The sequence below is a fragment of the Acetobacter sp. DmW_136 genome, assembly GCF_008690365.1.
In the GTDB taxonomy this organism is placed as follows: domain Bacteria; phylum Pseudomonadota; class Alphaproteobacteria; order Acetobacterales; family Acetobacteraceae; genus Acetobacter; species Acetobacter oryzifermentans.
Genome location: NZ_VHON01000032.1, coordinates 1 through 22,616 on the forward strand (window position 1 = coordinate 1; position 22,616 = coordinate 22,616).

General features: G+C 52.6%; 22 protein-coding genes, 1 tRNA gene and 1 pseudogene. 12 read left to right on the forward strand and 12 right to left on the reverse strand.

Translation table 11 applies throughout. The features are described 5' to 3' along the window. Both FKW31_RS10890 and FKW31_RS10895 read left to right on the forward strand, forming a co-directional pair. Positions 1 to 267: pseudogene (locus tag FKW31_RS10890) on the forward strand (MerR family transcriptional regulator); the annotation flags it as partial. 64 nt (positions 268 to 331) lie between these two features. After that, positions 332 to 405 (forward strand) — tRNA-Pro (locus tag FKW31_RS10895). A 42-nt stretch (positions 406 to 447) separates the two neighbouring features. Here the strand turns inward: FKW31_RS10895 and FKW31_RS10900 are convergent. Then, on the reverse strand, positions 448 to 1,620 hold the full coding sequence (locus tag FKW31_RS10900; RefSeq protein ID WP_050793138.1) for an AI-2E family transporter: 1,173 nt from the start codon (positions 1,618 to 1,620) through the stop codon (positions 448 to 450). Positions 1,621 to 1,794: 174 nt separating this feature from the next. Here FKW31_RS10900 and murJ point away from each other — a divergent pair, with 174 nt between their 5' ends. After that, entirely contained in the window at positions 1,795 to 3,345 is a 1,551-nt protein-coding gene (gene murJ / locus FKW31_RS10905; protein WP_150178557.1) for a murein biosynthesis integral membrane protein MurJ, read from the forward strand. Between the two features lie 28 nt (positions 3,346 to 3,373). After that, positions 3,374 to 4,636 (forward strand): UdgX family uracil-DNA binding protein, encoded by a 1,263-nt coding sequence (locus FKW31_RS10910; protein ID WP_150178558.1) that lies wholly within the window; start codon positions 3,374 to 3,376, stop codon positions 4,634 to 4,636. Here the strand turns inward: FKW31_RS10910 and FKW31_RS10915 are convergent. From FKW31_RS10915 to trxB, 4 genes are all read right to left on the reverse strand, one after another. Continuing rightward, positions 4,628 to 4,942 (reverse strand): integration host factor subunit beta, encoded by a 315-nt coding sequence (locus FKW31_RS10915; RefSeq protein ID WP_035352595.1) that lies wholly within the window; start codon positions 4,940 to 4,942, stop codon positions 4,628 to 4,630. The genes FKW31_RS10910 and FKW31_RS10915 overlap by 9 nt on opposite strands. A 147-nt stretch (positions 4,943 to 5,089) precedes the next feature. After that, on the reverse strand, positions 5,090 to 5,593 hold the full coding sequence (locus FKW31_RS10920) for a MucR family transcriptional regulator (protein WP_006116515.1): 504 nt from the start codon (positions 5,591 to 5,593) through the stop codon (positions 5,090 to 5,092). Positions 5,594 to 6,051: 458 nt separating this feature from the next. After that, the gene (locus FKW31_RS10925; RefSeq protein WP_150178559.1) at positions 6,052 to 6,933 is read right to left on the reverse strand and encodes a LysR family transcriptional regulator; all 882 of its coding nucleotides are present in this window, start codon (positions 6,931 to 6,933) and stop codon (positions 6,052 to 6,054) included. Positions 6,934 to 7,049: 116 nt separating this feature from the next. After that, entirely contained in the window at positions 7,050 to 7,997 is a 948-nt protein-coding gene (gene trxB / locus FKW31_RS10930) for a thioredoxin-disulfide reductase (RefSeq protein ID WP_006116517.1), read from the reverse strand. A gap of 180 nt (positions 7,998 to 8,177) precedes the next feature. Between trxB and FKW31_RS10935 the strand changes: the two genes are divergently transcribed. The 4 genes from FKW31_RS10935 (at position 8,178) to gshB (ending at position 12,400) form a co-directional block, all read left to right on the forward strand. Then, positions 8,178 to 8,693 (forward strand): Lrp/AsnC family transcriptional regulator, encoded by a 516-nt coding sequence (locus tag FKW31_RS10935; protein WP_035352683.1) that lies wholly within the window; start codon positions 8,178 to 8,180, stop codon positions 8,691 to 8,693. After that, complete coding sequence (locus FKW31_RS10940) at positions 8,690 to 9,811, forward strand: glycosyltransferase family 2 protein (RefSeq protein WP_089179250.1); 1,122 nt, start codon at positions 8,690 to 8,692, stop codon at positions 9,809 to 9,811. Before FKW31_RS10935 ends, FKW31_RS10940 begins: the two co-directional genes overlap by 4 nt. Before the next feature lie 35 nt (positions 9,812 to 9,846). Beyond that, a complete protein-coding gene (locus FKW31_RS10945) occupies positions 9,847 to 11,304 on the forward strand; it encodes an ArnT family glycosyltransferase (RefSeq protein WP_370513057.1) in 1,458 nt (485 codons plus the stop codon). A 100-nt stretch (positions 11,305 to 11,404) separates the two neighbouring features. After that, positions 11,405 to 12,400, forward strand: coding sequence for a glutathione synthase (gene gshB, locus FKW31_RS10950; protein ID WP_035352605.1), 996 nt, complete (start codon positions 11,405 to 11,407; stop codon positions 12,398 to 12,400). Between the two features lie 3 nt (positions 12,401 to 12,403). Here gshB and FKW31_RS10955 read toward each other — a convergent pair whose 3' ends face one another. Further along, on the reverse strand, positions 12,404 to 12,586 hold the full coding sequence (locus FKW31_RS10955; protein ID WP_006116521.1) for a hypothetical protein: 183 nt from the start codon (positions 12,584 to 12,586) through the stop codon (positions 12,404 to 12,406). A 50-nt stretch (positions 12,587 to 12,636) separates the two neighbouring features. On the opposite strand from FKW31_RS10955, the gene FKW31_RS10960 reads away from it, so the two are divergent. From FKW31_RS10960 to FKW31_RS16565, 4 genes are all read left to right on the forward strand, one after another. Next, the gene (locus FKW31_RS10960) at positions 12,637 to 13,434 is read left to right on the forward strand and encodes a class I SAM-dependent methyltransferase (RefSeq protein WP_006116522.1); all 798 of its coding nucleotides are present in this window, start codon (positions 12,637 to 12,639) and stop codon (positions 13,432 to 13,434) included. Between the two features lie 156 nt (positions 13,435 to 13,590). Then, positions 13,591 to 14,847, forward strand: coding sequence for a cbb3-type cytochrome c oxidase subunit I (locus tag FKW31_RS10965; RefSeq protein WP_150178561.1), 1,257 nt, complete (start codon positions 13,591 to 13,593; stop codon positions 14,845 to 14,847). Then, on the forward strand, positions 14,844 to 15,812 hold the full coding sequence (locus FKW31_RS10970; protein ID WP_089179245.1) for a heme o synthase: 969 nt from the start codon (positions 14,844 to 14,846) through the stop codon (positions 15,810 to 15,812). Before FKW31_RS10965 ends, FKW31_RS10970 begins: the two co-directional genes overlap by 4 nt. Before the next feature lie 5 nt (positions 15,813 to 15,817). Next, positions 15,818 to 15,952, forward strand: coding sequence for a hypothetical protein (locus FKW31_RS16565; protein WP_255411703.1), 135 nt, complete (start codon positions 15,818 to 15,820; stop codon positions 15,950 to 15,952). 67 nt (positions 15,953 to 16,019) lie between these two features. Here the strand turns inward: FKW31_RS16565 and FKW31_RS10975 are convergent, their stop codons facing one another. From FKW31_RS10975 to FKW31_RS11000, 6 genes are all read right to left on the reverse strand, one after another. Then, a complete protein-coding gene (locus FKW31_RS10975) occupies positions 16,020 to 16,211 on the reverse strand; it encodes a hypothetical protein (RefSeq protein WP_150178562.1) in 192 nt (63 codons plus the stop codon). An 87-nt stretch (positions 16,212 to 16,298) separates the two neighbouring features. After that, positions 16,299 to 17,273 carry a TIM44-like domain-containing protein gene (locus FKW31_RS10980; RefSeq protein WP_150178563.1) on the reverse strand — a complete coding sequence of 325 codons (975 nt, stop codon included), beginning with the start codon at positions 17,271 to 17,273 and terminating at the stop codon, positions 16,299 to 16,301. Positions 17,274 to 17,301: 28 nt separating this feature from the next. Next, positions 17,302 to 18,642: a TldD/PmbA family protein gene (locus FKW31_RS10985; RefSeq protein ID WP_006116527.1), complete on the reverse strand. Its 1,341-nt coding sequence runs from the start codon at positions 18,640 to 18,642 to the stop codon at positions 17,302 to 17,304. Further along, positions 18,639 to 19,904 (reverse strand): pitrilysin family protein, encoded by a 1,266-nt coding sequence (locus FKW31_RS10990; protein ID WP_035352617.1) that lies wholly within the window; start codon positions 19,902 to 19,904, stop codon positions 18,639 to 18,641. Before FKW31_RS10990 ends, FKW31_RS10985 begins: the two co-directional genes overlap by 4 nt. A 66-nt stretch (positions 19,905 to 19,970) precedes the next feature. Next, a complete protein-coding gene (gene thrC / locus FKW31_RS10995; RefSeq protein ID WP_150178564.1) occupies positions 19,971 to 21,371 on the reverse strand; it encodes a threonine synthase in 1,401 nt (466 codons plus the stop codon). Positions 21,372 to 21,438: 67 nt separating this feature from the next. After that, positions 21,439 to 22,590 carry an L-dopachrome tautomerase-related protein gene (locus tag FKW31_RS11000; RefSeq protein ID WP_150178565.1) on the reverse strand — a complete coding sequence of 384 codons (1,152 nt, stop codon included), beginning with the start codon at positions 22,588 to 22,590 and terminating at the stop codon, positions 21,439 to 21,441. Positions 22,591 to 22,616 lie beyond the last annotated feature (26 nt).

The window sequence follows — 22,616 nt, forward strand, 5'->3', positions numbered from 1 at the left end:
CCAGAGCCAGAGCCAGAGCCAGAGCCAGAGCCAGAGCCAGAGCCAGAGCCAGAGCCAGAGCCAGAGCCAGAGCCAGAAGTGGTTGCTGAGAATGTTGAGGGTGCTGCAGATCTATCACCAGAAATGGAAGATGCAGTGGTGACATTTGCATCTATTGAGCCGCATCCGCATATGACAGAACTGGTGGAACAGAACCGTCAGCTACGTCAGGATCTGGCAGATGTGCTGGTGGAGCTAGAAGAGTTCCGTAAAAAGCTGGTTTCTTAAAAAATTGTGTCAGGGGTGGGTTGTGTTGCAGAAAACCTCCTGCTAAACACCACTCCACACTTAACGGGCAGTAGCGCAGTCTGGTAGCGCATCAGTCTGGGGGACTGGGGGTCGTGGGTTCGAATCCCGCCTGCCCGATATTTTCTCTGAAAAATCAGTGTTGCAGAACAACCCAAAAGCCTAACTGGCTTTTGGGTTGTTTCCGTATGCCCACCGGCACCACAGCAGATTAAGTGCAGCCATAGCCGCAGGCCCAACAAACAGGCCAATCAGCCCCCATGTTTCTGCGCCGCCCAGAATACCCAATAGTACCCAAAGGAAGGGCAGCTTGGTGCTGCCGCCAATAAGGGCAGGGCGGATAAAGTGGTCAGCGGTAAAAATAATCACTGCGCCAATGCAAAAAGTTGTAATGGCGGCAACAGAGCTACCCTGCACCAGAATGAGCAGAGAGACCAAGCCGACAGCTATCATGGCGCAAAAAGGAATCATGGCTGCCACGGCCGTAATCACGCCAAATAAAGCAGGGTGGGGGGCATGGGCAAATACATAGATAATGCCAAGCAGCAGGCCTTCCCCAATACCTACCAGCACCAGCCCTTGAACAGAGCCGTGAATGGAAGCAACAATCTGGCGCCCGATGCTTTCTCCGCGTTTACCAAAAGCGCGGCATGAAACCACGCGGCACTGGCGGATAACGGAAAGCCCATCTTTATACAGAAAAAACAAGGTTAGGATGGAAAAGCAGAACAATGTGGCGCGATGCGCAACCTGCGAACCCACGGCGCGTGTAACAGCCACACCCTTGCTATCCAGATTACCCAGCATGCCAGAAAGATCACGCGGGTCTGAAAGATGCGCCTCCCACCATTTGCTTATCGCGGCACTTCCAAAAGGTAGGCGATGAATGGTATCGGGTACAGGCACACCATATTCGCGCGCATGAGATAGCCATTCCAGTGCACTCTGGGCTTCTCCCACAGCTTCCAGCGTTACAAGAGTAAGCGGAATAACAAATAGCAATGCCATGGCTGCCGTAAATAACAAGGGCAGAAGCGTGCCAGAGGCTGCATGGGGCCATTTATTACAAGCGCGCGTATAAAGAGGCCATGTGGCAATGGCAAAAACACTTCCCCATGCCAATGCGGGCAAAAAGCCTTGGATAGTGTAAACGGCTACTCCCACAATAAACAGCGCCAGAACTGTACGCGCCATTTCCTGCCCCCGACGAGAACGCTGGCTTGGTTTGATAAAAGAGCAGCGTGGTGAATCCGGAAGAAATTGTGATGGCAATGAATCGGGCATATTCTGGTGTGTTCTCCCAGGGGTTCCGCAATAACATTTTATCTTCAGCATATTTTGTATGCTGGGGGCGAGCATAAGCTTTGTTATCAGACCATATCGCGGTATGGCGGCGCTGCCTATGCCATAACCAGATATGCCGCATAAGGATCATATTTCCGTATCTTTTTCTGACACTTTCGTTAGTGTCGCGCAGTTTCCTGCGGCGTAGTAAGAACTGATCCTGTCATGCTTAAAAATTTCCTTACCGTTGGCGGCTGGACAATGCTCAGCCGTGTTCTTGGCCTTGTTCGGGATCAACTTCTGGCAGCTTTTATGGGTGCAGGGGCATTGCAGGATGCCTATCAGGTGGCATTTCGTCTGCCTAACATGTTCCGGCGCTTGTTTGGGGAGGGTGCATTTAACGCAGCCTTTGTGCCTTTGTTTTCTTCTGTACTGACGCGAGAAGGCAAAGAGGAAGCACAGCTTTTTGCACGCAGGGCCTTGGGCGTTATGCTGGTCTGGCTGGTATTTTTATGCGTGCTGGGCGAAATTTTTATGCCGCAGGTGCTTAAGGTTATCGCTCCCGGCTTTTTACAAAGTGGGGATAGATACGCTCTAGCCGTCAGTCTGAGCCGTATTACCTTTCCTTATCTGGTGTTGATTTGCGCGGCAGCGCTGCTGGCTGGTGTTCTTAATGGTTTGCACCGGTTCGGTGTGGCCTCGGCGGCTTATCTGGCTTTCAACGTAGTGGGTATTGCGGCCATTCTGCTGGCTTCACCCTTTTTGCCGAATGTTGCTTACGCTGCGGCATGGGGGGTAACGGCATCGGGCGTTGCACAACTGGGGCTGCTGTTCTGGGCGTGTGAGCGTGCGCATTTTGGCCTAATGCCTTTGTGGCCAGCCCTTACGCCCCGTATCCGCCTGTTGCTGCGCCGTATGGTGCCGGGGCTGATCGGTAGTGGTGTTGGGCAGATTAACCTTACTATTGATACCATTATTGGCACACTGCTTCCGGCAGGCAGTGTTTCCCTTATGTATTTTGCGGACCGGATTAACCAGTTGCCTTTGGGGGTTTTGGGGGCGGCGGCTGGTACCACGCTTTTGCCTGTGCTCACGCGCCATTTAGCAGCAGGAGAAACAGATGCAGCGCACGCAGCGCAAAACCGGTCTATTGAATATGTTCTGCTGCTCACACTTCCGGCTGTAGCTGGCTTGCTGGTATTGGCAGGGCCGATCATGATTGTTCTGTTCGGCCACGGATCTTTCACCGAGCATGATGCGCTGCTTTCAGCGCAATCCTTGCGGGCTTATGCTATTGGCTTGCCCGCTTTTGTGCTTGTGAAAGTTCTCTCTCCAGCATTTTTTGCACGCGGGGATACGCGCACACCGGTTTACATCGGTATTGGCGTGCTACTGCTTAATTTTGTGCTTAATCTACTGTTCATGAAGCCTCTGGTTCATATGGGGCCACCTTTGGCCAGTAGTTTGGCCGCTGTTATAAATGTGGCTGTGCTGGCTTTTTTACTTCGGCAAAAAAATGCGCTGTTGCTTGCTCCAGAACTATTGGGTGGCATTGCTCGGGTTGGCCTAGGGGCGGCTGTTATGGCGCTGCTGCTTGTTGGCATAGAAACCTTGCTGCCGCTGCCCACGCATTTTCTTATGCGGTTAATATGGCTGACCGTTATGGTAGGGGCCGGGGGCATATTTTATGCCGGTATGTTGCACATGCTGGGCGTTATAGACTTGGCAGATGTGCTGGCGGGGCTGCGCAGGCGCTTAAACCGTAAGCGCGGCTAACGGGCATAAAAAACAAAGGGAGCCGGGGATGGTTGAGATTGTACTGGCGCACCAGGTGGATCTGGCAACATGGCGGGCCGCTACACGCCATTATGTGCAAAAACAGGTGCTCCCCGAAAGCATAACCTGGCGTGTAGCGGGCAAAGGGCAAACACCTTGGGTGCTGGAAGCGCCAGATTCCGCCGATAATGATGCGCCTCTTAACCTTCCGCGTAAGTTGGTAACTGCCGTGTTGGAAGCATTGCAGGCGCATCATCCAAGGCGTTTTGAGCTTTTATATCGTGTTGTTTACCGCTTCACGCATGGCTTGCTGGATATGGAAAATTTACGGGAAGATCCGGATATCCAGCAGCTTCGAGAGCTTGTGCAGAGCGTTAAACAAGAAACGGAGCAGTTTCGCCTAGCTTTTTCGACATTCAGTAATCAACACCAAAGTAAAAGCCTGCAATACACACCGCAGAACTACATTGTGGAAGCAAATGGACGCTTCTGCATAGAGCGCAATGCCCAACCATGGGAGGTTATGACACCTTATCGGCGGATGTGGTGGGATGGAAACCAACTGCATTTTGCCGCAGGTGAGGCTGAGGCCGCGCATGTTTCTGCGGATATGTGGCAGGCAGACGGGCAGGGCATGTGGCAGGGGTATCCCAACACAGTGCTGGTGCCTACGTTAGAGGATGTTGCACAGGCGGCTTCTCTCGCGTCTTTGTCTGCAGAGGCCATGGACTGTAGAGCTTGTTCTTTATGGCAACCTGCCAAGCGCACGGTTTTTGGAGAAGGCGTAGAAAATACGCCTCTGATGTTTGTTGGGGAACAGCCGGGAGATCAGGAAGATCTGGCAGGCCGTCCATTTGTTGGGCCAGCAGGGCAGGTGTTTGATAAGGCGCTGGAAGAAGCAGGTATTTTACGGAATCACATTTACGTGACAAATGCTGTAAAGCACTTCCGCTTTACATGGAGAAACAACAGGCGCCTGCATCAGAAGCCAGATCAGGAGTCTGTCGAAGCCTGCCGAATCTGGTTGGATGCAGAGCGTAGGCTAGTACAACCCAAGCTGATTGTTATGTTAGGTGTTACAGCAGCGCAGAGTCTTCTCAAGCGGCCTGTTACCATCTCGCGCGAGCGCTCTCGCATCTTCCAGTTGAATGAGCAGTGCTCTGGGTTGGTCACGGTGCACCCGTCTTACTTGCTGCGCCTGCCGAATGAAGAGGCCAAAGCGCGGGAATATGCACGCTTTGTAGAAGACTTACGCCTGGCACATAGTTTTATAACGCAGCAGTCAGACTGAGGAGCGTGAGCGTTTGCTACCACTAACAGGCTTGTTCAGGCGCTGGTGTAGCTCTTTGCCCGTTTTAAAGAAGGGAACGAGCTTTTTGCCAACCTGAACCTGCACCCCTGTTTTTGGGTTGCGGCCAACGCGTGGGTCACGCTCTTTTACAGAAAATGCACCAAACCCACGTAATTCTACGCGGCTGCCTTCCGCAAGGCTGCTGGTAATGGTGCCAAATACAATATTTACAAGTCGTGTTGCTTCTTTCAGCTGAAGATGCGGATTTTTTTGCATCAGGGCTGTAATCAGCTCGGATCTGGTCATCTTAAGTTCTCCCACCCGGCTGTTGTGTGTACAATAATTATACTCAGAACATTCCGTAATGATGAAGAAGACGTCAAGATAGAAAAGTCTGACGGTATGAACCAGAGAAATACCGCCAGACCTTTTTAGTCGTCAGTTTCTACGAATTTATGCTGTAGGAGACTTCTTGCGACGGCCACGGCCACCCTGTTCTTCTTCATCCCCAGCGGCATGAATTTTACGGCCAAGGCCAATTTCACGAGCCAGAGTAGAGCGGCGCTCTGCGTAGTTAGGGGCTACCATCGGGTAGTCTGCGGGCAGGCCCCAACGTTCACGGTATTGTTCAGGTGTCATGCCATAAGCGCTCTGTAGGTGGCGCTTCAGCATCTTCAGCTTTTTCCCGTCTTCCAGACAGATAATGTAATCCGGGAATACCGAGCGCTTTACCGGCACTGCTGGCTGAAGTTTTTCCGGCTCATTCTGCGGATGTTCAGCGGTTTTTAGTGCCTGATAAATATCACGGATCATGCCCGGGATAAGTGCAGGGTCTGTCTGGTTATTGGAGACGTGTGCGGAAACGATCTCTGATACCAGATCAAGAAGGGGAGAGTAGTCCTGGTTCTCACTCATGATAAATCCAATAGGAATTTGGTGTGAATATCTGCACTCCATACTCCTTTAACTGTAGTTTGTGAATGGTGAACTCACAATTTCAGCGCATAATTGTCCATAAAAGAACATTATTGGAAGCAATGCAGAAAGTTTTGCTCATTTCAAATAATAAACAAACGGTAATATTTCGGCTCTCTGTAATCGTGTGTTCGGGTTTATTGTTCTGCTTAGGGCTGTGTGCTCGTTTTATGTAAACGCAGAAACATCACTTAAGGTTGCAAGAAATATCCAGTGCCATAATTTTCTAAAATGTTTGGTTTTTACATAAGTTCAAAGTAAAATATTATGATGGAAGACAGATACAGCAAAAATTACACATATTTATCAGAAAAAATTAAGAATAAGAGCTACTGGAATATTTCTGTTGAGAGGGACGGTGGTATCTGAAAATAAAAAAGCCCGCCCCTAAAAATGGGAGCAGGCTTTTTATTGTGAGATATTTGGTAATGCGAGAATATTTACCGAATACCTAATTCACTCATAAGAAAATCACGGAAAACAGCTACGCGTTTAGAGCTGCGCAGTTCTTCCGGATAAACAAAATAAGCATCTACAGTTGGAGTGGTAATTTCCGGCAGGATCTGAACCAGATCTGGAAATTCTTTTGCTGCGTAAGTTGGAATGGACCCAATGCCCAAGCCCGCAGCAATAGCAGAGGCCATAGCAGCCATGCTGTTAACTTCTAGCCGAGCAATTTGCGTGCTGCCATCGTTGCGGCAGGCTTGCGCCAGCCAGTTAACATGCACAACCGGAGGATGGTGTTCACCCAACAGCACCAATTGATGTTCTTTGATTTCCTCCAGAGATTTTGGCATGCCGTATTTCTCAATATAGAGCGGGGCAGCAAAAATTGGCAGGCTAAAATCCGCCAGATGGCGTTGGATCAGGTCTGGCTGTCTGGGTGCATGCATACGCACCGCCACGTCAGCCTCCCGCATGCCTAAATCAAGATCATTATCTTCCAAAATCAGGCAGATATCTATTTCCGGATTATCTGCCATAAAGCGATGAAGCCGCGGCATAAGCCAACAGTTACCAAAGCCGGTGGTTGTGGTTACGCGCAGCCGCCCGGCTGCCTTTTCCTTACTTTCTGTCAGCAGTGTTTGCGTCATTTCCAGTTTGGAAAAGACTTCGCGCACGGTTTTATGAAGTGTTTCACCCTGTTCCGTTAGGATCAGGCCGCGGGCGTGCCGATGAAAGAGAGGAACCTGAAGGACGTCTTCCAGCGCAGAAATCTGCCGTGATACGGCAGATTGGCTGAGGTTGAGCACATCCCCCGCGTGGGTAAAGGAACCGGCTTCTGCCACTGCATGGAAAACCCGGAGTTTGTCCCAGTCCACGCATGCCTCCTGCAAATTGAATGAAGTTACAAAAACACAGCCGTGTTTTATGCGGTGTATTACGTGCAGGAATTGGCTCCCTTGGTCAAGGGATGAAGCCGTTTTCTGTTAAGTTATCAGGCTAAACCAGCAAGATAGCGTTCTGCATCCAGCGCTGCCATGCAGCCAGTTCCTGCGGCTGTTACGGCTTGGCGATATGTTTTGTCCTGCACATCCCCCGCGGCAAAGACTCCGGGTACAGAAGTGCGTGTGGTGCCGGGTGTGGTTTCAATATACCCTTCAGCATCCAGCGTAAGCTGATCACGGAAGATAGCTGTGTTGGGGGCATGGCCGATTGCAATAAATACGCCATCGGTGGGGATGGTCTGTTCGCTTTCATCTTGCGTATTTTTCAGTCGGACACCACACACTGTTTCAGGCGAGCCATCAGACAGAATGTCTTCCACAACACTGTTCCAGATAACGGAAACCTTGGGGTTTGCGAAAAGCCGGTCTTGCAGAATTTTTTCAGACCGCAAGCTATCGCGCCGGTGAACCAAGGTAACATGCGCAGCATGGTGGGTGAGATACAGGGCTTCCTCAACAGCAGTATTGCCGCCGCCTACAACCACCACATTTTTCCCGCGGTAGAAAAAGCCATCACACGTGGCGCAAGCAGAAACACCAGCACCTTGTAAGCGTTTCTCGCTTGGTAGGCCTAGCCAGCGAGCCTGTGCACCTGTGGCAACAATAACTGAACGCGCTTTGTAAATGGTGCCCGAATCACCTGTGAGCAGGAATGGTGAGCCCGCTTTGAAATCAACAGATGTAATAATGTCGTATTCAATACGTGTGCCCACATTCTGCGCTTGTTCAGCCATTTGTTCCATCAGCCACGGGCCTTGGATGGCTGTGGCAAAACCGGGGTAGTTTTCAACTTCCGTTGTAATGGTGAGCTGGCCACCTGGTTGCAGCCCGGCAACCAGAACAGGAGAAAGGTTGGCGCGTGCCGCATAGATAGCAGCAGTATACCCGGCCGGTCCTGCGCCAATAACGAGCAGATCAGTTGTAATGGTTTCAGCCATATTGGCAGCGCTCCCGCATATGGAAATCAGGCATACAGGCCACTATTGTGGAAGCAGCCTGCATATAACTGTTGGAAGCATATGGCTGCCACATGGGTTTTGGGCAAGGGTGTGCCTCTTTAGGTGTTTGCCGCCAGATGTGGTGCGTGGCATATACTCGCCCGAGTTGAATTGGGGTGCATGCCTCTTGTGCAGGATGGATCAGGAAACGTGACAGATCTGGACGCAGTTGATCTTCGCATTGTGGCAGAGCTTCAGAATGATGGCCGCATGACCAATGTGGAACTGGCCCGCCGTGTCGGTATTTCAGCGCCTCCGTGCCTGCGTCGTGTCCGGCGTTTGGAAGAAGAACGCATTATCCGTGGCTATCATGCAGAGCCTAATGCTGCCGCTTTGGGCTGGCCCATTACCTTTTTTGCGTTGATCGGGCTGGAAAGCCAAAAAGAGGCCATTCTGTGCAGTTTTGAGCAGCAACTGGCCCAATGGCCAGAAGTGCGCGAATGCCACATGATCCGTGGGGGAGGCGATTTTCTGGTTCGTTTGATTGCGCGTGATGCCGCGCATGAAAACCTGCTGACCCGCCAACTCACAGAAGCACAGCACGTGATACGTGTGCAAACTTTGCAAACCATCCGGACAAGTCTGGAGCGCTGGGGGGTGCCGGTGCAGGTTGAGGAGGAAGGGCAGACCCCGTGACAGACCATCAAACGGTTTCAACAGAAACCGTTGCAAGAGGGCCGGATATTAGCGTGGTTGTGCCATGCTATAACGAATCGGAAAATGTGGCGCCTCTTGTCAAAGCTCTGGAACAGGCGCTGGCGGGCAGGCGGTGGGAAGTTATCTTTGTAGATGATAATTCGCCCGATCACACAAGCCAGCGTGTGAGAGATCTGGCGCGAAATAATGCCCGTGTGCGTGGTATCTGCCGCATAGGGCGGCGGGGCCTTTCATCAGCAGTTATTGAAGGTGCGCTATCTTCTTCCGCGCAGGTGGTGGCGGTGATGGATGGAGATCTTCAGCATGACGAATCACGCCTTGGCGCGCTGATAGATGCCGTTCTGAACAATACATGTGATGTTGCAGTTGGGAGTCGGCATGTAGAGGGTGGCAATAATGCGGGTTTGGCTAATGCGTGGCGGCATGCGCTCTCTGATGGGGGCATTTGGCTTGCGCAACGCTTTTTGCCAGTAAAGCTGACAGACCCGATGAGCGGTTTTTTTGCGTTAAGGCAAGAAACATTCGCCGCAATTGCCCCGCGTTTATCTGGTACTGGTTTTAAAATTTTACTGGATTTGTTGCTTTCTGCCGCCAAGCCCTTGCGCGTGCAGGAGGTGCCTTGTGGGTTCCGTCCACGTGTGGCGGGGGAAAGCAAGCTGGATGCATTGGTTATGCTCCAGTTTGGCGCACTTCTTTTAGATAAATTTGCCAAAGGCTGGGTGCCTTTGCGGTTTGTCGCCTTTTGTATGGTCGGGCTGGCGGGCGTTGGCACAAATCTTGCCGTTATGCAGTGCGCTCGGCTTGTGGGGGCGCATTTTTCTATGGCGCAGGCCATTGGCACTGTTGCCGCCATGATTCTGAATTTCTTTTTGGATAACAACTTCACGTATCGTGACAGGCGTTTGCGTGGGTGGGCGTGTATGCGCGGGCTTGTTCTTTTCATGCTGGTGTGTTCGGTGGGGGCATTGGCGGATGTGGGTATTGCCCGGATGATTTACGGCCAGAATCATATGCCGAATGAGGCAAGCTTGGCTGGTGCTATTCTTGCCGTGGTGTGGAATTACGCCATGTCTTCAACTGTTGTCTGGCGCTCGTGACTGCAAAAATTTCAAACCACAATCGTGGTGTATGGATGTGCTTGGTAGCACTAGGGCTGCTCACATTGTTCCGGCTGATTCTGGCCGCATGGATTCCGCTTTCCCCAGATGAAGCCTATTATCGCCTCTGGGCATTGGCTCCGGCTGCGGGGTATCTTGATCACCCCCCCATGGTGGCGCTGTGGATGCGCATTGGCATGTTTTTTGCGGGTGATACCGCTGAGGGCCTGCGTTTTATGGGGCCAGTTTCTGCGGCTATCGGCACGGTTTTGTTGGTGCAGGCCGCGCAGCAATGGCTGCAATCTCAGAAACTGTTTGCTGTCAGTGTCGGCAACGAGTTTGTAACGGCTCTTAAACCCGGCATTATATTAAACAGCACATTAGCTGTGGGGTTGGGCACTCTGATCATGACACCAGATACCCCTCTGGTGTTTTTTATGGCCCTGCTGCTGTGGAGCGTAAGCAATCTGCTTTCTGGCAGGCATCCAGCATTCTGGTTGCTGGTAGGTCTCTCTGCCGGGTTGGGGTTTGATAGCAAATATACGGCTCTTTTGCCTGTAGCTGGTTTAGGTATGTGGTTGCTGGCAACACGTGCAGGCAGGCAATGGTTACGCACTCCATGGCCTTGGCTTGGCGCTGTAGTAGCAATGGGATGCATGGCGCCAGTGGTTGAGTGGAATGCGACACACCACTGGGTTAGCTTTCTTAAACAAGGAGGCCGAGCAGGGGATTGGCAGCCCACCCGTATGTTCACCTTTATGGGGGAATTGCTGGGCGGTCAGGTTGGTTTGGCATCTCCGTTTATTTTTGTGCTGTTCGCGGTGGCCATAAAATATTTGCTCAGGCTGCGTGATCAATTTGCCCAATTACTGCTCTGCATGGTTTTGTTGCCTGCGGCTGTTTTTTTGCAGCACGCTATAGGTGCGCGCGTGCAGGCAAACTGGCCTGTTGTGCTGTATCCAGCGCTTGCCTTGTCTGTTGTGTGTGTACCGTATCGCTGGTGGAAAGCAGCCTGCGCGCTTGGCGCTGCCATGTTTGTTGTTGTGGTTGTGCAAGCTTTGTGGGCTCCTGCACATCTTTCGCCCCATTTTGATATGACGTTACGGCAAATGGGCGGCTGGCCTGAATTTGTGCAGATCGTAGAAAAGCAGATTCCACCTGATGCCCTGCTGATTGCAGATGAATATGGGCTTGCGGGTGAACTTTCTTTTTATGCCCAGAATCGCAAAGTGCTGGCGGTTGAACCGAGATGGCAGTTTTTTGCGTTCCCACATTCTACATGTGGAGCGGAGGGGTATTTGCTGCGCAGCCACAGGCGGCATGATCAACCTGACCCAGCACTTTTTGATGTTCTCTCTCAATATCCAGATATTTCACGCAGCCGCCGGGGATATGTGGCCGATAGTTACGCAGTTTATCGTGTAAGATTGCGTTGCTTAGGCGGCGTTACGGTGCGGGAAGACACTGCGGTATTGCCCACCAATAAGCGTTAGACCCGCGGCTTCTGGCGGAGTGTTGTTTGCACCGGGCAGGCAAGGCAGGATACGCTGCATTCTAGTTTTTATAGCCAAGAATAACAGGAAACATACCTCAATGGCATCATCCTTACAGGTTGCGGTTCAGATGGACCCTCTGGAGCACATTAACATCCATGGGGATTCAACCTTTGCGCTTATGCTGGAAGCTCAGAAACGCGGGCATGCCCTGTATGTGTATGAGGTGAATACGCTGGCATTGGGTGAAGGGGCGGCGGAACCAGAGCAATCTTCCAAAACTCGGGTAACGGCTTTGATGCGGCCTGTGACCGTCCGGCGAGAAGAAGGAAACCACGCCACATTTGGTGCACCAATGCGCCAGTCATTAGGTGATATGGATGTGGTGCTGATGCGGCAGGATCCGCCTTTTGATATGGCATATATTACAGCTACGCATATGCTGGACCACGTGCATGGTATTGGGCCGGGCAAAGCTTTGGTGGTGAATGACCCGCGCTGGGTGCGTGACAGCCCTGAAAAACTTTTGGTAACCCACTTTCCAGATCTGATGCCGCCAACATTGGTAACATGGGATATCGAACAGATTCGAGCTTTCCGAGCCAAATGGCACGATATTATTGTAAAGCCACTTTTTGGGAATGGCGGGAGCGGCGTTTTCCGTATCCGTGAAGATGACCAGAATTTAAATGCTTTGCTTGAAATGCATTTTGCACGCTCGCGCGAGCCGCTGATGATCCAGCGTTATGAACCCGCTGTAACAGCCGGAGACAAGCGTATTATTCTGGTGGACGGAGAGCCCGTAGGCGCAATCAACCGTGTGCCATCGGGGGAAGATCACCGGTCAAACATGCATGTAGGCGGTGTGGCCAAACAGATCGGGCTCAGTGCGCGTGACCGTGAAATCTGCACGGCTATTGGCCCATTTCTGAAAGATCATGGCCTGATTTTTGTGGGAATAGACGTGATTGGCCAGTATTTAACAGAAATTAACGTCACTTCTCCTACTGGCCTTCAGGAGTTGGAACGTTTTGATGGAATCAATGGCGCAGGCGCAATCTGGAACTGCATCGAGCGTAAACTGCACGCCGCGTGATCTTCAGTCTTTGCTTTTTTCCTGTGCAGGTGGTTCGTCCTGTTTGCTTGCCGCTTCCAGATCAGCCAAGGGCGTGTCCTTTCCAAAGCGGTTGTCTAGCCATTGAAATATCGATTCACGGAAATAGTAGGCACCAATACTGATCCAGACAGCGATGGCGAAGATGGCGAGAAGAAATTCTAACATGGCTCTATATTAACACTATCTATTGCACTGTTGCAGCGTAAAAGGAGTATATGCCCTTACACAAGGGCGCTTTTGTGACGCGTGCCTTGTGCAGAAGAGGAAGACCTTTTGTGGCTCTTGAAGAAATGTCCACCAGCAGGCAGAGAGAGGACATGAGTGACGTTCTCCAAAATTATCCTTCCGGCGGGGGGGATAGTCCCGCGCCTCCTCCTTCCCGTTCGGCACTGGATGCGGAGGCTGTCAAAGCCGCCTATCGTCGGTGGGCAAATGTGTATGATGTTGTTTTTGGCGGCATCTCCCGGTTTGGGCGTTTGCGTGCTGTAGAAGCCGTAAACGGTCTGCCCGGCACGGATGTGCTGGAAGTAGGGGTGGGCACCGGCTTGGCGTTGCCTCATTACCGGGCAGAAAAGCAGATTACCGGCATTGATCTTTCTGCCGATATGCTGGCCAAGGCGCGTGAGCGTGTGCAGCGTGATAAGCTGACAAACGTTAACGGCCTGTTGGAAATGGATGCCGAAGATACGAAGTTTGAAGATTCTTCCTTCGATATCGCCGTGGCTATGTTTGTGGCTTCTGTGGTGCCGCATCCACGCCAGTTGCTGCATGAACTCAAGCGCGTTGTGCGCCCCGGTGGTTATATTCTGTTTGTAAATCATTTTCTGGCCCCCGGTGGTGTCCGTGGTGCTGTCGAACATGCGTTGGGCCGGGCCTCCCACTCCTTGGGGTGGCATCCTGATTTCGCAATGGAATCGTTGTTACCAGCCGAAGACATCCGGCGTGCCTTTATTCAGCCTGTTCCGCCATTAGGGCTGTTTACTTTGGTCACCCTAGAAAATCTGCCTGCATAACCTGTGCGCTCCTGCCAAGGCAGGGGCGTTTCTTCTGCGTGGCAGAAAATGGTATTTGCGCGTATGTAACGTAAATACGATGGAACAGGTTTATGCCATGCCACGCGCCAAGGGCGTAGGGCTGCATGATGCCAGTAAGAAATTGGAAATTGGAGCATGATGGTCGCCCATAACCAGAGCCAACAGAATGAGACATCTGGAGATGGCATGCGTGTTGCCAGAAAAGGGAACGGCACGGGGGCTGCTTACGTGGTGCTGGCTGCTCTGGCGGCATTAGCTGGCGGAGGTGCTTCTACACTTTCTGAAATGGGCATGATGCCAGCAACAGCCCGATGGCATGCTGTTGTGCAGGCCCATCCTGTTCTTATGCTTTTATATGTTGTTGTTCCGGCTTTGCTGGGGGGATTTGGTTCCTTATGGCTGCCGCGTGCCGTGCAGCGTGCGGGCGTATTGCTGCCGCGGTTGAATGATGCTGGTTTTCTGTGTGTCTTTGCTGGAGCCGCGCTGACGGTTACAGGGGCTGAACTTAAAACCGCTACGTTGCTGTGGTGTGTAGGCACGTTGATGACAAGCATGGCCCTGTTGGCAACTGTGTTTGATAGCCGCGCCGATATGGATGAACGCAAGCCATTCTCTCCTTTTGTGTGGGGAGAAATGCTGGCGGCCGCTGTTATGCTGCTTACGGTGCCTGTTATGGCCGGGCAGATTGTTAAACATTGGCATGATGCAACTGCGGTAAATGTAGAAAGCTTTGCTGGCCCAGTAGGGCTAGTTGTGCTGCTTGCCGGCTTTGGTGTGGTGTTTGAAATTAGTGCCCGCGTTGGCAAGTTTTCTGAAAAACCTGTTGCGTTTATTATGGCTGCCGCCGCTGCTTCTGGCGTTGTGGCATGGACCAAAAGCGTTTTTATGCAGGGCACGGAAAGTGCTGGTGCCATGCAGGTGGGTAGCACCATGCTGGCTCTGTGTTCCTTTGCGGCCACCTGTCTGGCTGTATTGTGGCTGGCAGGTGCATGGAATGCCCGTGCCACACTTCGTGTACCTTTGCTGTGGGGCTTGGGTTTTATGAGCGTGGTTTCTGGTGGTTGGCTTGTACAACTTGTGCAGGGGAATGGCCTGCATTCTGCACTTCAGCTTGGCGCCTTGTATGTTGTGTGCGGCGGTTTTTATCTGTGGCGTGGTGAGGAGTGCGGATATTGGTATCCGCAGCTTATGGCGTATCTGCATTTTGCCTGTACTGTTGTAGCTACGGCCTTGGTATTTGTGCCGGGTGCACAAATGGCAAGTGGTGCATTTTTTGGTTTGGCAGCCCTGTGCTTTATTGGAGCTGTGGTGGTGAGCTTTCGGCGTAACCAGCAGGCAACAGCACATTGTGCGGCCATGCCTGTTCAGGTTTCCAAGGGATACCGGGCATGAGTGATAGCGTGGCAACAGCTTCCTTGGAAGCAACAGCGGAACGTCGTCCGCGGTTTAAAGCCGATCAGGTTGGCACCCGTGCGCGAGATTGGATTCAGCTATTAAAGCCACGCGTAATCTCACTGGTTGTTTTTACAGGTGCGGCAGGCATGATTGTCGCGCCCGGCCACATGAATTTTTTTGTGGCGTTGGTGACCATCTTTTGCATCTGTATGGCCTCGGGTGCGGCCGGTGCCATCAATATGTGGTATGATCGCGATATTGATGCCGTAATGCAGCGTACTATCACCCGCCCCATTCCGGGTGGGCGTATTCCAGAAAACGAGGCACTAGCTTACGGGGTAGGGCTTTCCTGCCTTTCCGTGTGTTTGATGTGGATGGCAACCAATACGTTGGCTGCTGGTATTCTGGCGTTTTCTATTTTCTTTTACGCCGTTATTTACACAATGTGGCTCAAGCGCTCCACGCCCCAGAATATTGTTATTGGCGGTGCGGCTGGCGCATTCCCGCCCATGATCGGGTGGGCAGCGGTAACAGGCCATATGGCCGTTCTGCCTGTTGTAATGTTCGGAATTGTCTTTTTCTGGACACCTCCGCATTTTTGGTCGCTCTCTCTGTATGCCTGTAAGGACTACGGGCGCGCAGGTATTCCCATGCTGCCAGTTGTGCGTGGTGCGCGGCATACACGTTGGCAGATCTTTATTTACACACTGGTACTGCTGGCTGTTTCTCTGGTGCCATCCTTTATGCATCTGTGCGGTTGGCTTTATACGGTTACAGCTTTGGTGCTTGGCCTTGGGTTTGTGGCATGTGCGGTGCGCGTGTTGTTGGAACCGCAGGATGCACAGGGTGTAAGCCTAAAAGGGGATAAAGCGGCCCGGATTTCCTTCCGCTTTTCTCTGGCCTACCTGTTCTTTCTTTTTTGTGGTCTGCTGGCAGATCACTTCCTTCAGGCATGGGTGTAAGTGGTATGAATGCACAGCAGGATGGTCTGCTTGAGCAGACAGAAAAGCACAAACGGCAAAAAGAACGTGTGCGCACCATGCTGGGGTTTATGATGGTGCTGGCGGGTATCATGTTCGGGCTAACTTTGGTTCACCCATAAGGTTTAGCTGTTAAAGCCAAACCATACTTTCTCATCCCAGCGCATAGAGCTGCGGTGAGATAAGCTCTTAGCCTTGCTTTTGTGCAGGGTTTTGTGCGTTTAGAAGCGTATCTTTGCTGATATCTATGCCCTGTGTGCGCAAATGGATGAGATCCGCTTCCAGCTCTGCCAGTTTACGTTTCTGCCAGAACAGAAAAAACACACCAAAGCAGATTGCTAACGTAACACTGCATGCAGTCAGAACTTCAAGCAGCAGCATAATAGCATATCCCCCGGTAGGTATCAGGTAGGCAATAAAAAGCCCTGCCCTTTAAGGTTAAAGGGCAGGGCTACAAAATGCCAGTGCTTACTGACGGGTTTGCTGTATGGCGGAAAGAAGCCAACGCCCCCCGCGAGAAGGCCGGGTAAAGGTCCATAGCTCGGTAATGTTCACCGGCTCGGTCGAACTGCCCTGAATAACCTGCCCAGTGGCATTGGTTGTAAGGTCAATCAGGCTGTAGCGCATGGCAACAGTTGCAAAATCCATGCCGTTTTCACGCCATGCTTCTGCCAGATCGCCTTGGATGAAATGCACATCCGAAACAACATTACGGGCCCCCTGGCTGGCAAGGGTAGAAAGCTGCTCGTTAAAGTAAGAGACCATTTCAGGTGTGGCCATTTGCTGCATGGCCGGAATATTCTGCTGGTTCCACGCTGTTTGGATGTCCATTAGCGTTTGCTGGAAAGCCTGATAATCCGCAGTATTAATCTGCAAAGAGGCACTTCCACCACCGGCAGAAGGCATTGCCCCAGGCGTTATACCCGGTGCATTGGCTACCCCGCCTGAACCCATGGCAAAATGGCTGCCACCAGAGCTTTTGTTGCCAGTGAAACGCCGCACCAGCCACATAACAATCATAACCACAAAGGCGATCTGGATCATCAACCCGATCAGGCTGAAGAAGCTGTGCATACCGCCAAAAAAGCCGTGCCCACTCAATAGGCCGAACAAGCCAGCCCCCAAAAACCCACCAGCAAATCCGGTTAGGAATGGGTGCCGAACACCAGGCTGAGCAAAGGGTGCCGCCGGACGTGCAAACGGTGCTGTTTGCGGCCCATAGTTAGGGGAAGGCGCGGTGCGCGGCGTAATGGAACGTTCCATTGGGGCCGCACTATAAGGTGCCGTGGGTGTGGGTGGGGGCGCGCTCCATGTTCTGCTGCCACGGCTACCCATAGAGCCACCTTGGCCGGGGCGGGCATCAGCATGCAGCGTCAAAGGCCCGGCAAGAAGGCTGATGCTTAGGAAGGCAGTGAGAACAGGTGCAAAAATGCGGGGTTTCACAGAAAGAATAATCTCCGGCTGAGAGAGGTTATGCCCCGGCAATACTTAGGGCATCTGTACGTAATGTGGGGGCGTCCGTGCCAAAACGGAAGTCCAGATCATGAGCTAATGTAATGGACGCAAAAATATCCAGAAGGTTGCCTGCCAAGGTGAACTCGGCAGCGGCTTCTGCAATCTTGCCATCGCGAATCATAAACCCAGAAGCACCACGGCTGTAATCACCGGTAAGGCCATTGATGGAAGATCCCATCATCTCGGTAATATAGAGGCCTTCCTTGATATCCGCCATCAGTTCGGTGGGAGAGAGTGTGCCGGGTTCAAAAAACAGATTGGTGGCAGACGGGCCGGGTGGGCCAGATGTTCCGCGAGAGGCATGGGCATTGCTTTGCAGCCCAAGTTGGCGCGCACTTCGGCTATCCAAAATCCAGCTTTGCAAAGTGCCATTTTCTACCAGATGCAACGGTGCAACTTGCATGCCTTCACCATCAAACGGGCGAGAACGCAGGCCTTTTTTGCGGGTTGGATCATCCGTAATGGTTACGTTTTGGGCAAAAATAGTCTGCCCCAGTTTGTTCTTTAAAAAGGATGTACCACGCGCAATGGCTGTGCCTGTAATGGCTCCTGCAAAGTGCCCCAAAAAGCTATTTGCTACCCGCGGGTGAAACACAACAGGGTAACGGCCAGTACGGGGTTTAATGGGGTTAAGGCGTGCAATGGCTTTTTCACCGGCACTTTTGCCCAGTTCTGCCGCATCTTTCAGATCACGCAGCCATACTGTGCCGTGGTAATCGTAATCACGCTGCATGCTGTCACCAGCGCCAGCCAGCACGCATACAGAGTTGGAGTGCTGCGTACGGGTATAGCTTCCGGCAAACCCGGCGGATGTAACCAGATATACTTCTGTGCGCCCACAAGAGGCACTGCTACCGGCGCTGTTGGTCACGCCTTTTATGCCCAGAGCTGCTTCTTCTCCAGAGCGTGCACGAGCCAACAGTTCTTCGGTTGTAGGTTCAGCCGAATCTGCCAATTCCAGATCATTTTGGGTAAAGCGGCCTTGCTGGGCTAGTGGGTTAAGCCCGGCGTATTGATCTTCCGGCAGAACGCGGGCCATGGCCATGGCTTGTTCTATCAGCGTATCAAAGCGCGAAGGTTCCGGCGTGGTGGTAGAAAGAATGGCACTTTTTTTGCCAGCAAAAACACGAAGCCCCAGATCCGTGGTTTCAGATCGTTCTAGCTCTTCTGTCACGCCATTGCGGACACCGGCACCTGCCGCCACGCTGCGGACAAATACGGCATCTGCCGCATCTGCCCCAGCTTTGCGTGCGCGGGCAACCAGATCAGAAATACGGTCTAGGGTTTGTTCCGTCATGCTGCCAGTTTCTCCGTAATGATCTGCAAGGAAGGAATGTGCTCAATCGGGCCAAGAGCCGCAAGCGTGGGTGTGCCCGTAAAGATGCGCGATGCCGCACGGCAAATATCCCCAGCGTTTACAGCCTCAATTTTGCGGACAGTTTCGGCTGTGGGAATAATCCGACCGAAAATCTGCAACTGTCGTGCAATCTGTTCGCATCGGCTGCCGGTACTTTCTAGGGACATCAAAAGCGAGGCCTTAAGCTGTGCCCGTGCGCGCACCAGTTCTTCTTCCGTAACATACCGCTGAATTTTGTTCAGTTCTTCCAGCGTTACGGGCACCAGTTCCGCACATTCCTTGGCGCCTGTGCCTGCGTAAATGCCGAAAATACCACCATCAGTGAACGGTGCATTGAAGGAATAGACCGAGTAAACAAGTCCACGTTTTTCCCGAATTTCCTGAAACAGGCGCGAAGACATGCCACCACCCAACACCGTGGAAAGCAGAAGAGCCGGAAAGTAATCCGGGTCTTCATATCCAAAGGAGGGAAAGCCCAGCACAACATGCGCCTGATCCAGTTCCTTCACCTGGCGGAATTCCCCGCCGCCATAACGAGCAGAGAGTGTTACCGGCGCAGAGGATGAGGACAGGTTGGCAAAATGCTGCTGCACACGCTGCACCACATCTTCATGGTGCAAGTTACCAGCGGCTGCCACAATCATGTTGTCTGTGGTGTAATGCGCTTTCATATAGCGCATCAGGGTTTCGCGGCTCATATCCCGGATCAGGCTTTCCGTGCCCAATGTTGGGCGGCCCATTGGTTGGTCAGGGAAAGCTGTTTCCTGAAAATGATCAAAAATCACATCGTCAGGCGTATCATTTGCCTGTCCGATTTCTTGCAGAATAACCCCGCGTTCGCGCTCCATTTCCGCAGGATCAAACGTGGAGTTGGTGAGGATATCACCAATGATATCAACTCCCAGCCCCAGATTTTCCTTAAGAAGCTTGACGTAATAAACAGTCTGCTCCCGTGCGGTGTAGGCATTGATGTGCCCGCCAACATTCTCGATTTCCTCGGCAATGCGCAGGGCGGAGCGGCTGGTTGTGCCTTTAAAGGCCATGTGTTCCAAAAAGTGAGAAACACCGTTTTCTTCTGCCGTTTCGTGGCGTGTGCCTGTGGCCACATAGGCCCCGAAAGAAACTGTTTCCACCCGTTCCATGCGTTCTGTCACAACAGTTAAGCCGGAGGGCAGGCGGGTAATGTTGATGGGGTCTGTCATTCTTGTCCTGAAAAAGAAAGGCCGCCGGGCAAGGCGGCCTGACACGGGAAAGTAAGATGTGGGGTGTTAGGGAGCGTTTGCCAGTACCGCAGCGCGCACAGCGTCCTTAATTGCGCCTTCGGTTGCCGGAACAGTGCGGTAACGTTCTTCCCGTTCAAACAGATCTTCCAGATGCACAGGCAATGCCGGGTGAATACCCGTGGCCGCCACCATGGCATCTGGGAACTTGGCCGGATGTGCTGTGGCTTCTGCAATCATCGGCACACCAGCCTGCCGGAATTTGCGGCCAGCTGCAATACCAATGGCGCTGTGTGGGTCTGCTAAATAATTGGACTGCTGGTGCAGGTTGCGAATTTCCGCTTCCGTTTGTTCATCATCCAGCGCAAGGCCAGAGAAAACGGTGCGGGCATTTTCCCACACTTCTTCAGGCACATCCATATGCCCTGTGGCGCGGAAGCCCGTCATGATGCGTGCACAGGCAGCAGCATCACGGCCCAGAAGTTCAAACAGCAGACGTTCAAAGTTGGAAGACACCTGAATGTCCATGGATGGGGAAAGGCTGGGTACCACGCCTTTGATTGTCATGTCATTGGCGTTCAGGAACCGGGTGAGAATGTCATTCCGGTTGGAGCCAACGCACAGGTGCTTGATAGGCAGCCCCATTTTGCGTGCGGCCCAAGCGGCAAGAATATTGCCAAAGTTGCCTGTAGGCACAGCAAAGGAAACTTCACGCTCTGGGGCACCAAAGTTTAAAGCCGCATAAACATAGTAGGGAATCTGAGCTGCAATACGTGCCCAGTTGATGGAATTGACGGCTGAAAGATGCATTTCCCGGCGGAAAGGCAGATCAGCAAACAGGGCTTTGACCAGATCCTGACAATCATCAAACGTGCCTTCAACAGCGAGGTTGGTGACGTTGGAATCCAGAACGGTTGTCATCTGGCGGCGCTGCACTTCAGAGGTGCGGCCTTTGGGATGCAGAATGATAACAGACAGACGGTCCCGCCCACGGCAGGCTTCAATAGCGGCAGAGCCTGTATCACCAGAGGTGGCGCCAACAATGGTGACGTGGTCATTCCGCTGGGTCAGCACATGTTCAAAAAGCTGGCCAAGCACCTGCATGGCCATGTCCTTGAATGCCAGCGTGGGGCCGTGGAACAGTTCTTGTACAAACAGCCCATCTTCCACCTGCGTAAGTGGCACAATGGCTGGATGATCAAAATTGACATAGGCCTTGGCGCACAGGTCGCGCAGTGTTTCCAGATCTATGTCCGGTGCTGCAAACGGGGCCAGAACACGGGCTGCCAGTTCCGGATAGGGCAGGCCACGCAGGCTTTCCCAATCAGATAGCGAGAATTCGGGCCATGTTTCGGGCAGATACAGGCCGCCATCCTCGGCAAGACCGGTAAGCAGAACATCGGCAAAGGAAAGGACGGGAGCATTCCCGCGTGTGGAAATATAGCGCATGGAGAAACTTATATCCTGAATGGCGAACGCCGCGAAGTGTCCTTTTTAGGAGAAAAACCTGTAGTCTTTATTGGGGTGGAGGCGTTGTGGGCAGCGTAAGCTGATACACCGTAATCGGCCATGAAATAGAAGGCGTTGCAGCGCCAAACCCTACGCTGTGATCAAGCTGGCTGGCTGCTACGTACAAATGGCCGTGGCCATCCAAACCGGGCGTGGTGGGCCATTTCAGGCGCTCATCCATCACCAACCGGCGCGGAATGCGCCCAACTGTGTAACTCAGGATGCTACCTGTGGTGATATCAGACCAGTAAAGCGTGCCATCATTATCAATGGTCAGACCGCCCAGAGCGGGGGTTTTATACCATTGTGTCACGCCTTCTTCAAACGCTGCCGGAGTAACGTCCGGGTCCGTGAACAAAGAGGTGGAAACACGATACAGAAAACCTGCGGGCGGCTGCATAACAATCCATGTGCCATCCGGGCTTACGGCAATCATGCTGGTATCTACGGCAATGGCCTGACCATTCGCGTTTAGCAGCGGGCCTGTGGGGGTCTGGATCGGCTTAGTGGCGGTAAGGGCAGGGTGATGGTCCAGAAAACGCCGACCGGATGCAGATGGAATATCAATAAGCAACAGTCCAGCCACACCAGAATCCGGCACGTAAGCCGTGGTGCCATGCACAGCAATGCCAGAAAGAATACTGCCCTGATGCAGCAGATTGGCTTCTATCGGCACTGTGTGGGTGACAGTGTTGGTAGTTGGGTCAATCTGGATCAGGCGCGGGGCCGCAACAGGTGGTTTTTCACGGTTCGGTACGCCGCTATCCAACACCCAGATGCTGCCATCTGCGGTGCGTGTCATGCCTGCAAGGGCTACAAAATGGGTATCGTTTGTGGCCTCACGGGTATTCCAGCCTGCATCTGGGTATGGGGCAAGGCTGCCATCAGTCTGCCTTACCCATAATTGCGGGCCTGTGTTGCCAACCCACGCAGGGGCTTCCAGCAACATCCGTCCATCCGGCAAGGGCAGAATGGCATCCCATATCTGTTGGTTGGACTGCATAAAAGGCACCAATGCAGACGCAGGAAGTTCCGGCACTTTGGGCATATGCACTGCCCATGCAGAGTGTCCGATAAAAGGAGAGAGCAGGGCAGCCGCCAGCATGGCACGGCAAACCGTGCGGCGCGGCAGAACAGAACGCAGGAAAGAATGCTTCATCAGGGGCGTCCGGTCAGAAATCTTGC

Bases quoted from the DNA above. Each gene is read 5' to 3' on its own strand.
- trxB (WP_006116517.1), bottom strand. From the start codon at position 7,997: ATGGCTGAAACCATTACAACTGATCTGCTCGTTATTGGCGCAGGACCG.
- FKW31_RS10955 (WP_006116521.1), bottom strand. From the start codon at position 12,586: ATGTTAGAATTTCTTCTCGCCATCTTCGCCATCGCTGTCTGGATCAGT.
- FKW31_RS11000 (WP_150178565.1), bottom strand. From the start codon at position 22,590: ATGAAGCATTCTTTCCTGCGTTCTGTTCTGCCGCGCCGCACGGTTTGC.
- FKW31_RS10965 (WP_150178561.1), top strand. From the start codon at position 13,591: ATGATGGTCGCCCATAACCAGAGCCAACAGAATGAGACATCTGGAGAT.
- FKW31_RS10920 (WP_006116515.1), bottom strand. From the start codon at position 5,593: ATGGAGTGCAGATATTCACACCAAATTCCTATTGGATTTATCATGAGT.
- thrC (WP_150178564.1), bottom strand. From the start codon at position 21,371: ATGCGCTATATTTCCACACGCGGGAATGCTCCCGTCCTTTCCTTTGCC.
- FKW31_RS10970 (WP_089179245.1), top strand. From the start codon at position 14,844: ATGAGTGATAGCGTGGCAACAGCTTCCTTGGAAGCAACAGCGGAACGT.
- murJ (WP_150178557.1), top strand. From the start codon at position 1,795: ATGCTTAAAAATTTCCTTACCGTTGGCGGCTGGACAATGCTCAGCCGT.
- FKW31_RS10985 (WP_006116527.1), bottom strand. From the start codon at position 18,642: ATGACGGAACAAACCCTAGACCGTATTTCTGATCTGGTTGCCCGCGCA.
- FKW31_RS10975 (WP_150178562.1), bottom strand. From the start codon at position 16,211: ATGCTGCTGCTTGAAGTTCTGACTGCATGCAGTGTTACGTTAGCAATC.
- FKW31_RS10900 (WP_050793138.1), bottom strand. From the start codon at position 1,620: ATGCTGAAGATAAAATGTTATTGCGGAACCCCTGGGAGAACACACCAG.
- FKW31_RS10990 (WP_035352617.1), bottom strand. From the start codon at position 19,904: ATGACAGACCCCATCAACATTACCCGCCTGCCCTCCGGCTTAACTGTT.
- FKW31_RS10960 (WP_006116522.1), top strand. From the start codon at position 12,637: ATGCCCTTACACAAGGGCGCTTTTGTGACGCGTGCCTTGTGCAGAAGA.
- FKW31_RS10945 (WP_370513057.1), top strand. From the start codon at position 9,847: ATGTGCTTGGTAGCACTAGGGCTGCTCACATTGTTCCGGCTGATTCTG.
- FKW31_RS10935 (WP_035352683.1), top strand. From the start codon at position 8,178: ATGCCTCTTGTGCAGGATGGATCAGGAAACGTGACAGATCTGGACGCA.
- FKW31_RS10915 (WP_035352595.1), bottom strand. From the start codon at position 4,942: ATGACCAGATCCGAGCTGATTACAGCCCTGATGCAAAAAAATCCGCAT.
- gshB (WP_035352605.1), top strand. From the start codon at position 11,405: ATGGCATCATCCTTACAGGTTGCGGTTCAGATGGACCCTCTGGAGCAC.
- FKW31_RS16565 (WP_255411703.1), top strand. From the start codon at position 15,818: ATGAATGCACAGCAGGATGGTCTGCTTGAGCAGACAGAAAAGCACAAA.
- FKW31_RS10910 (WP_150178558.1), top strand. From the start codon at position 3,374: ATGGTTGAGATTGTACTGGCGCACCAGGTGGATCTGGCAACATGGCGG.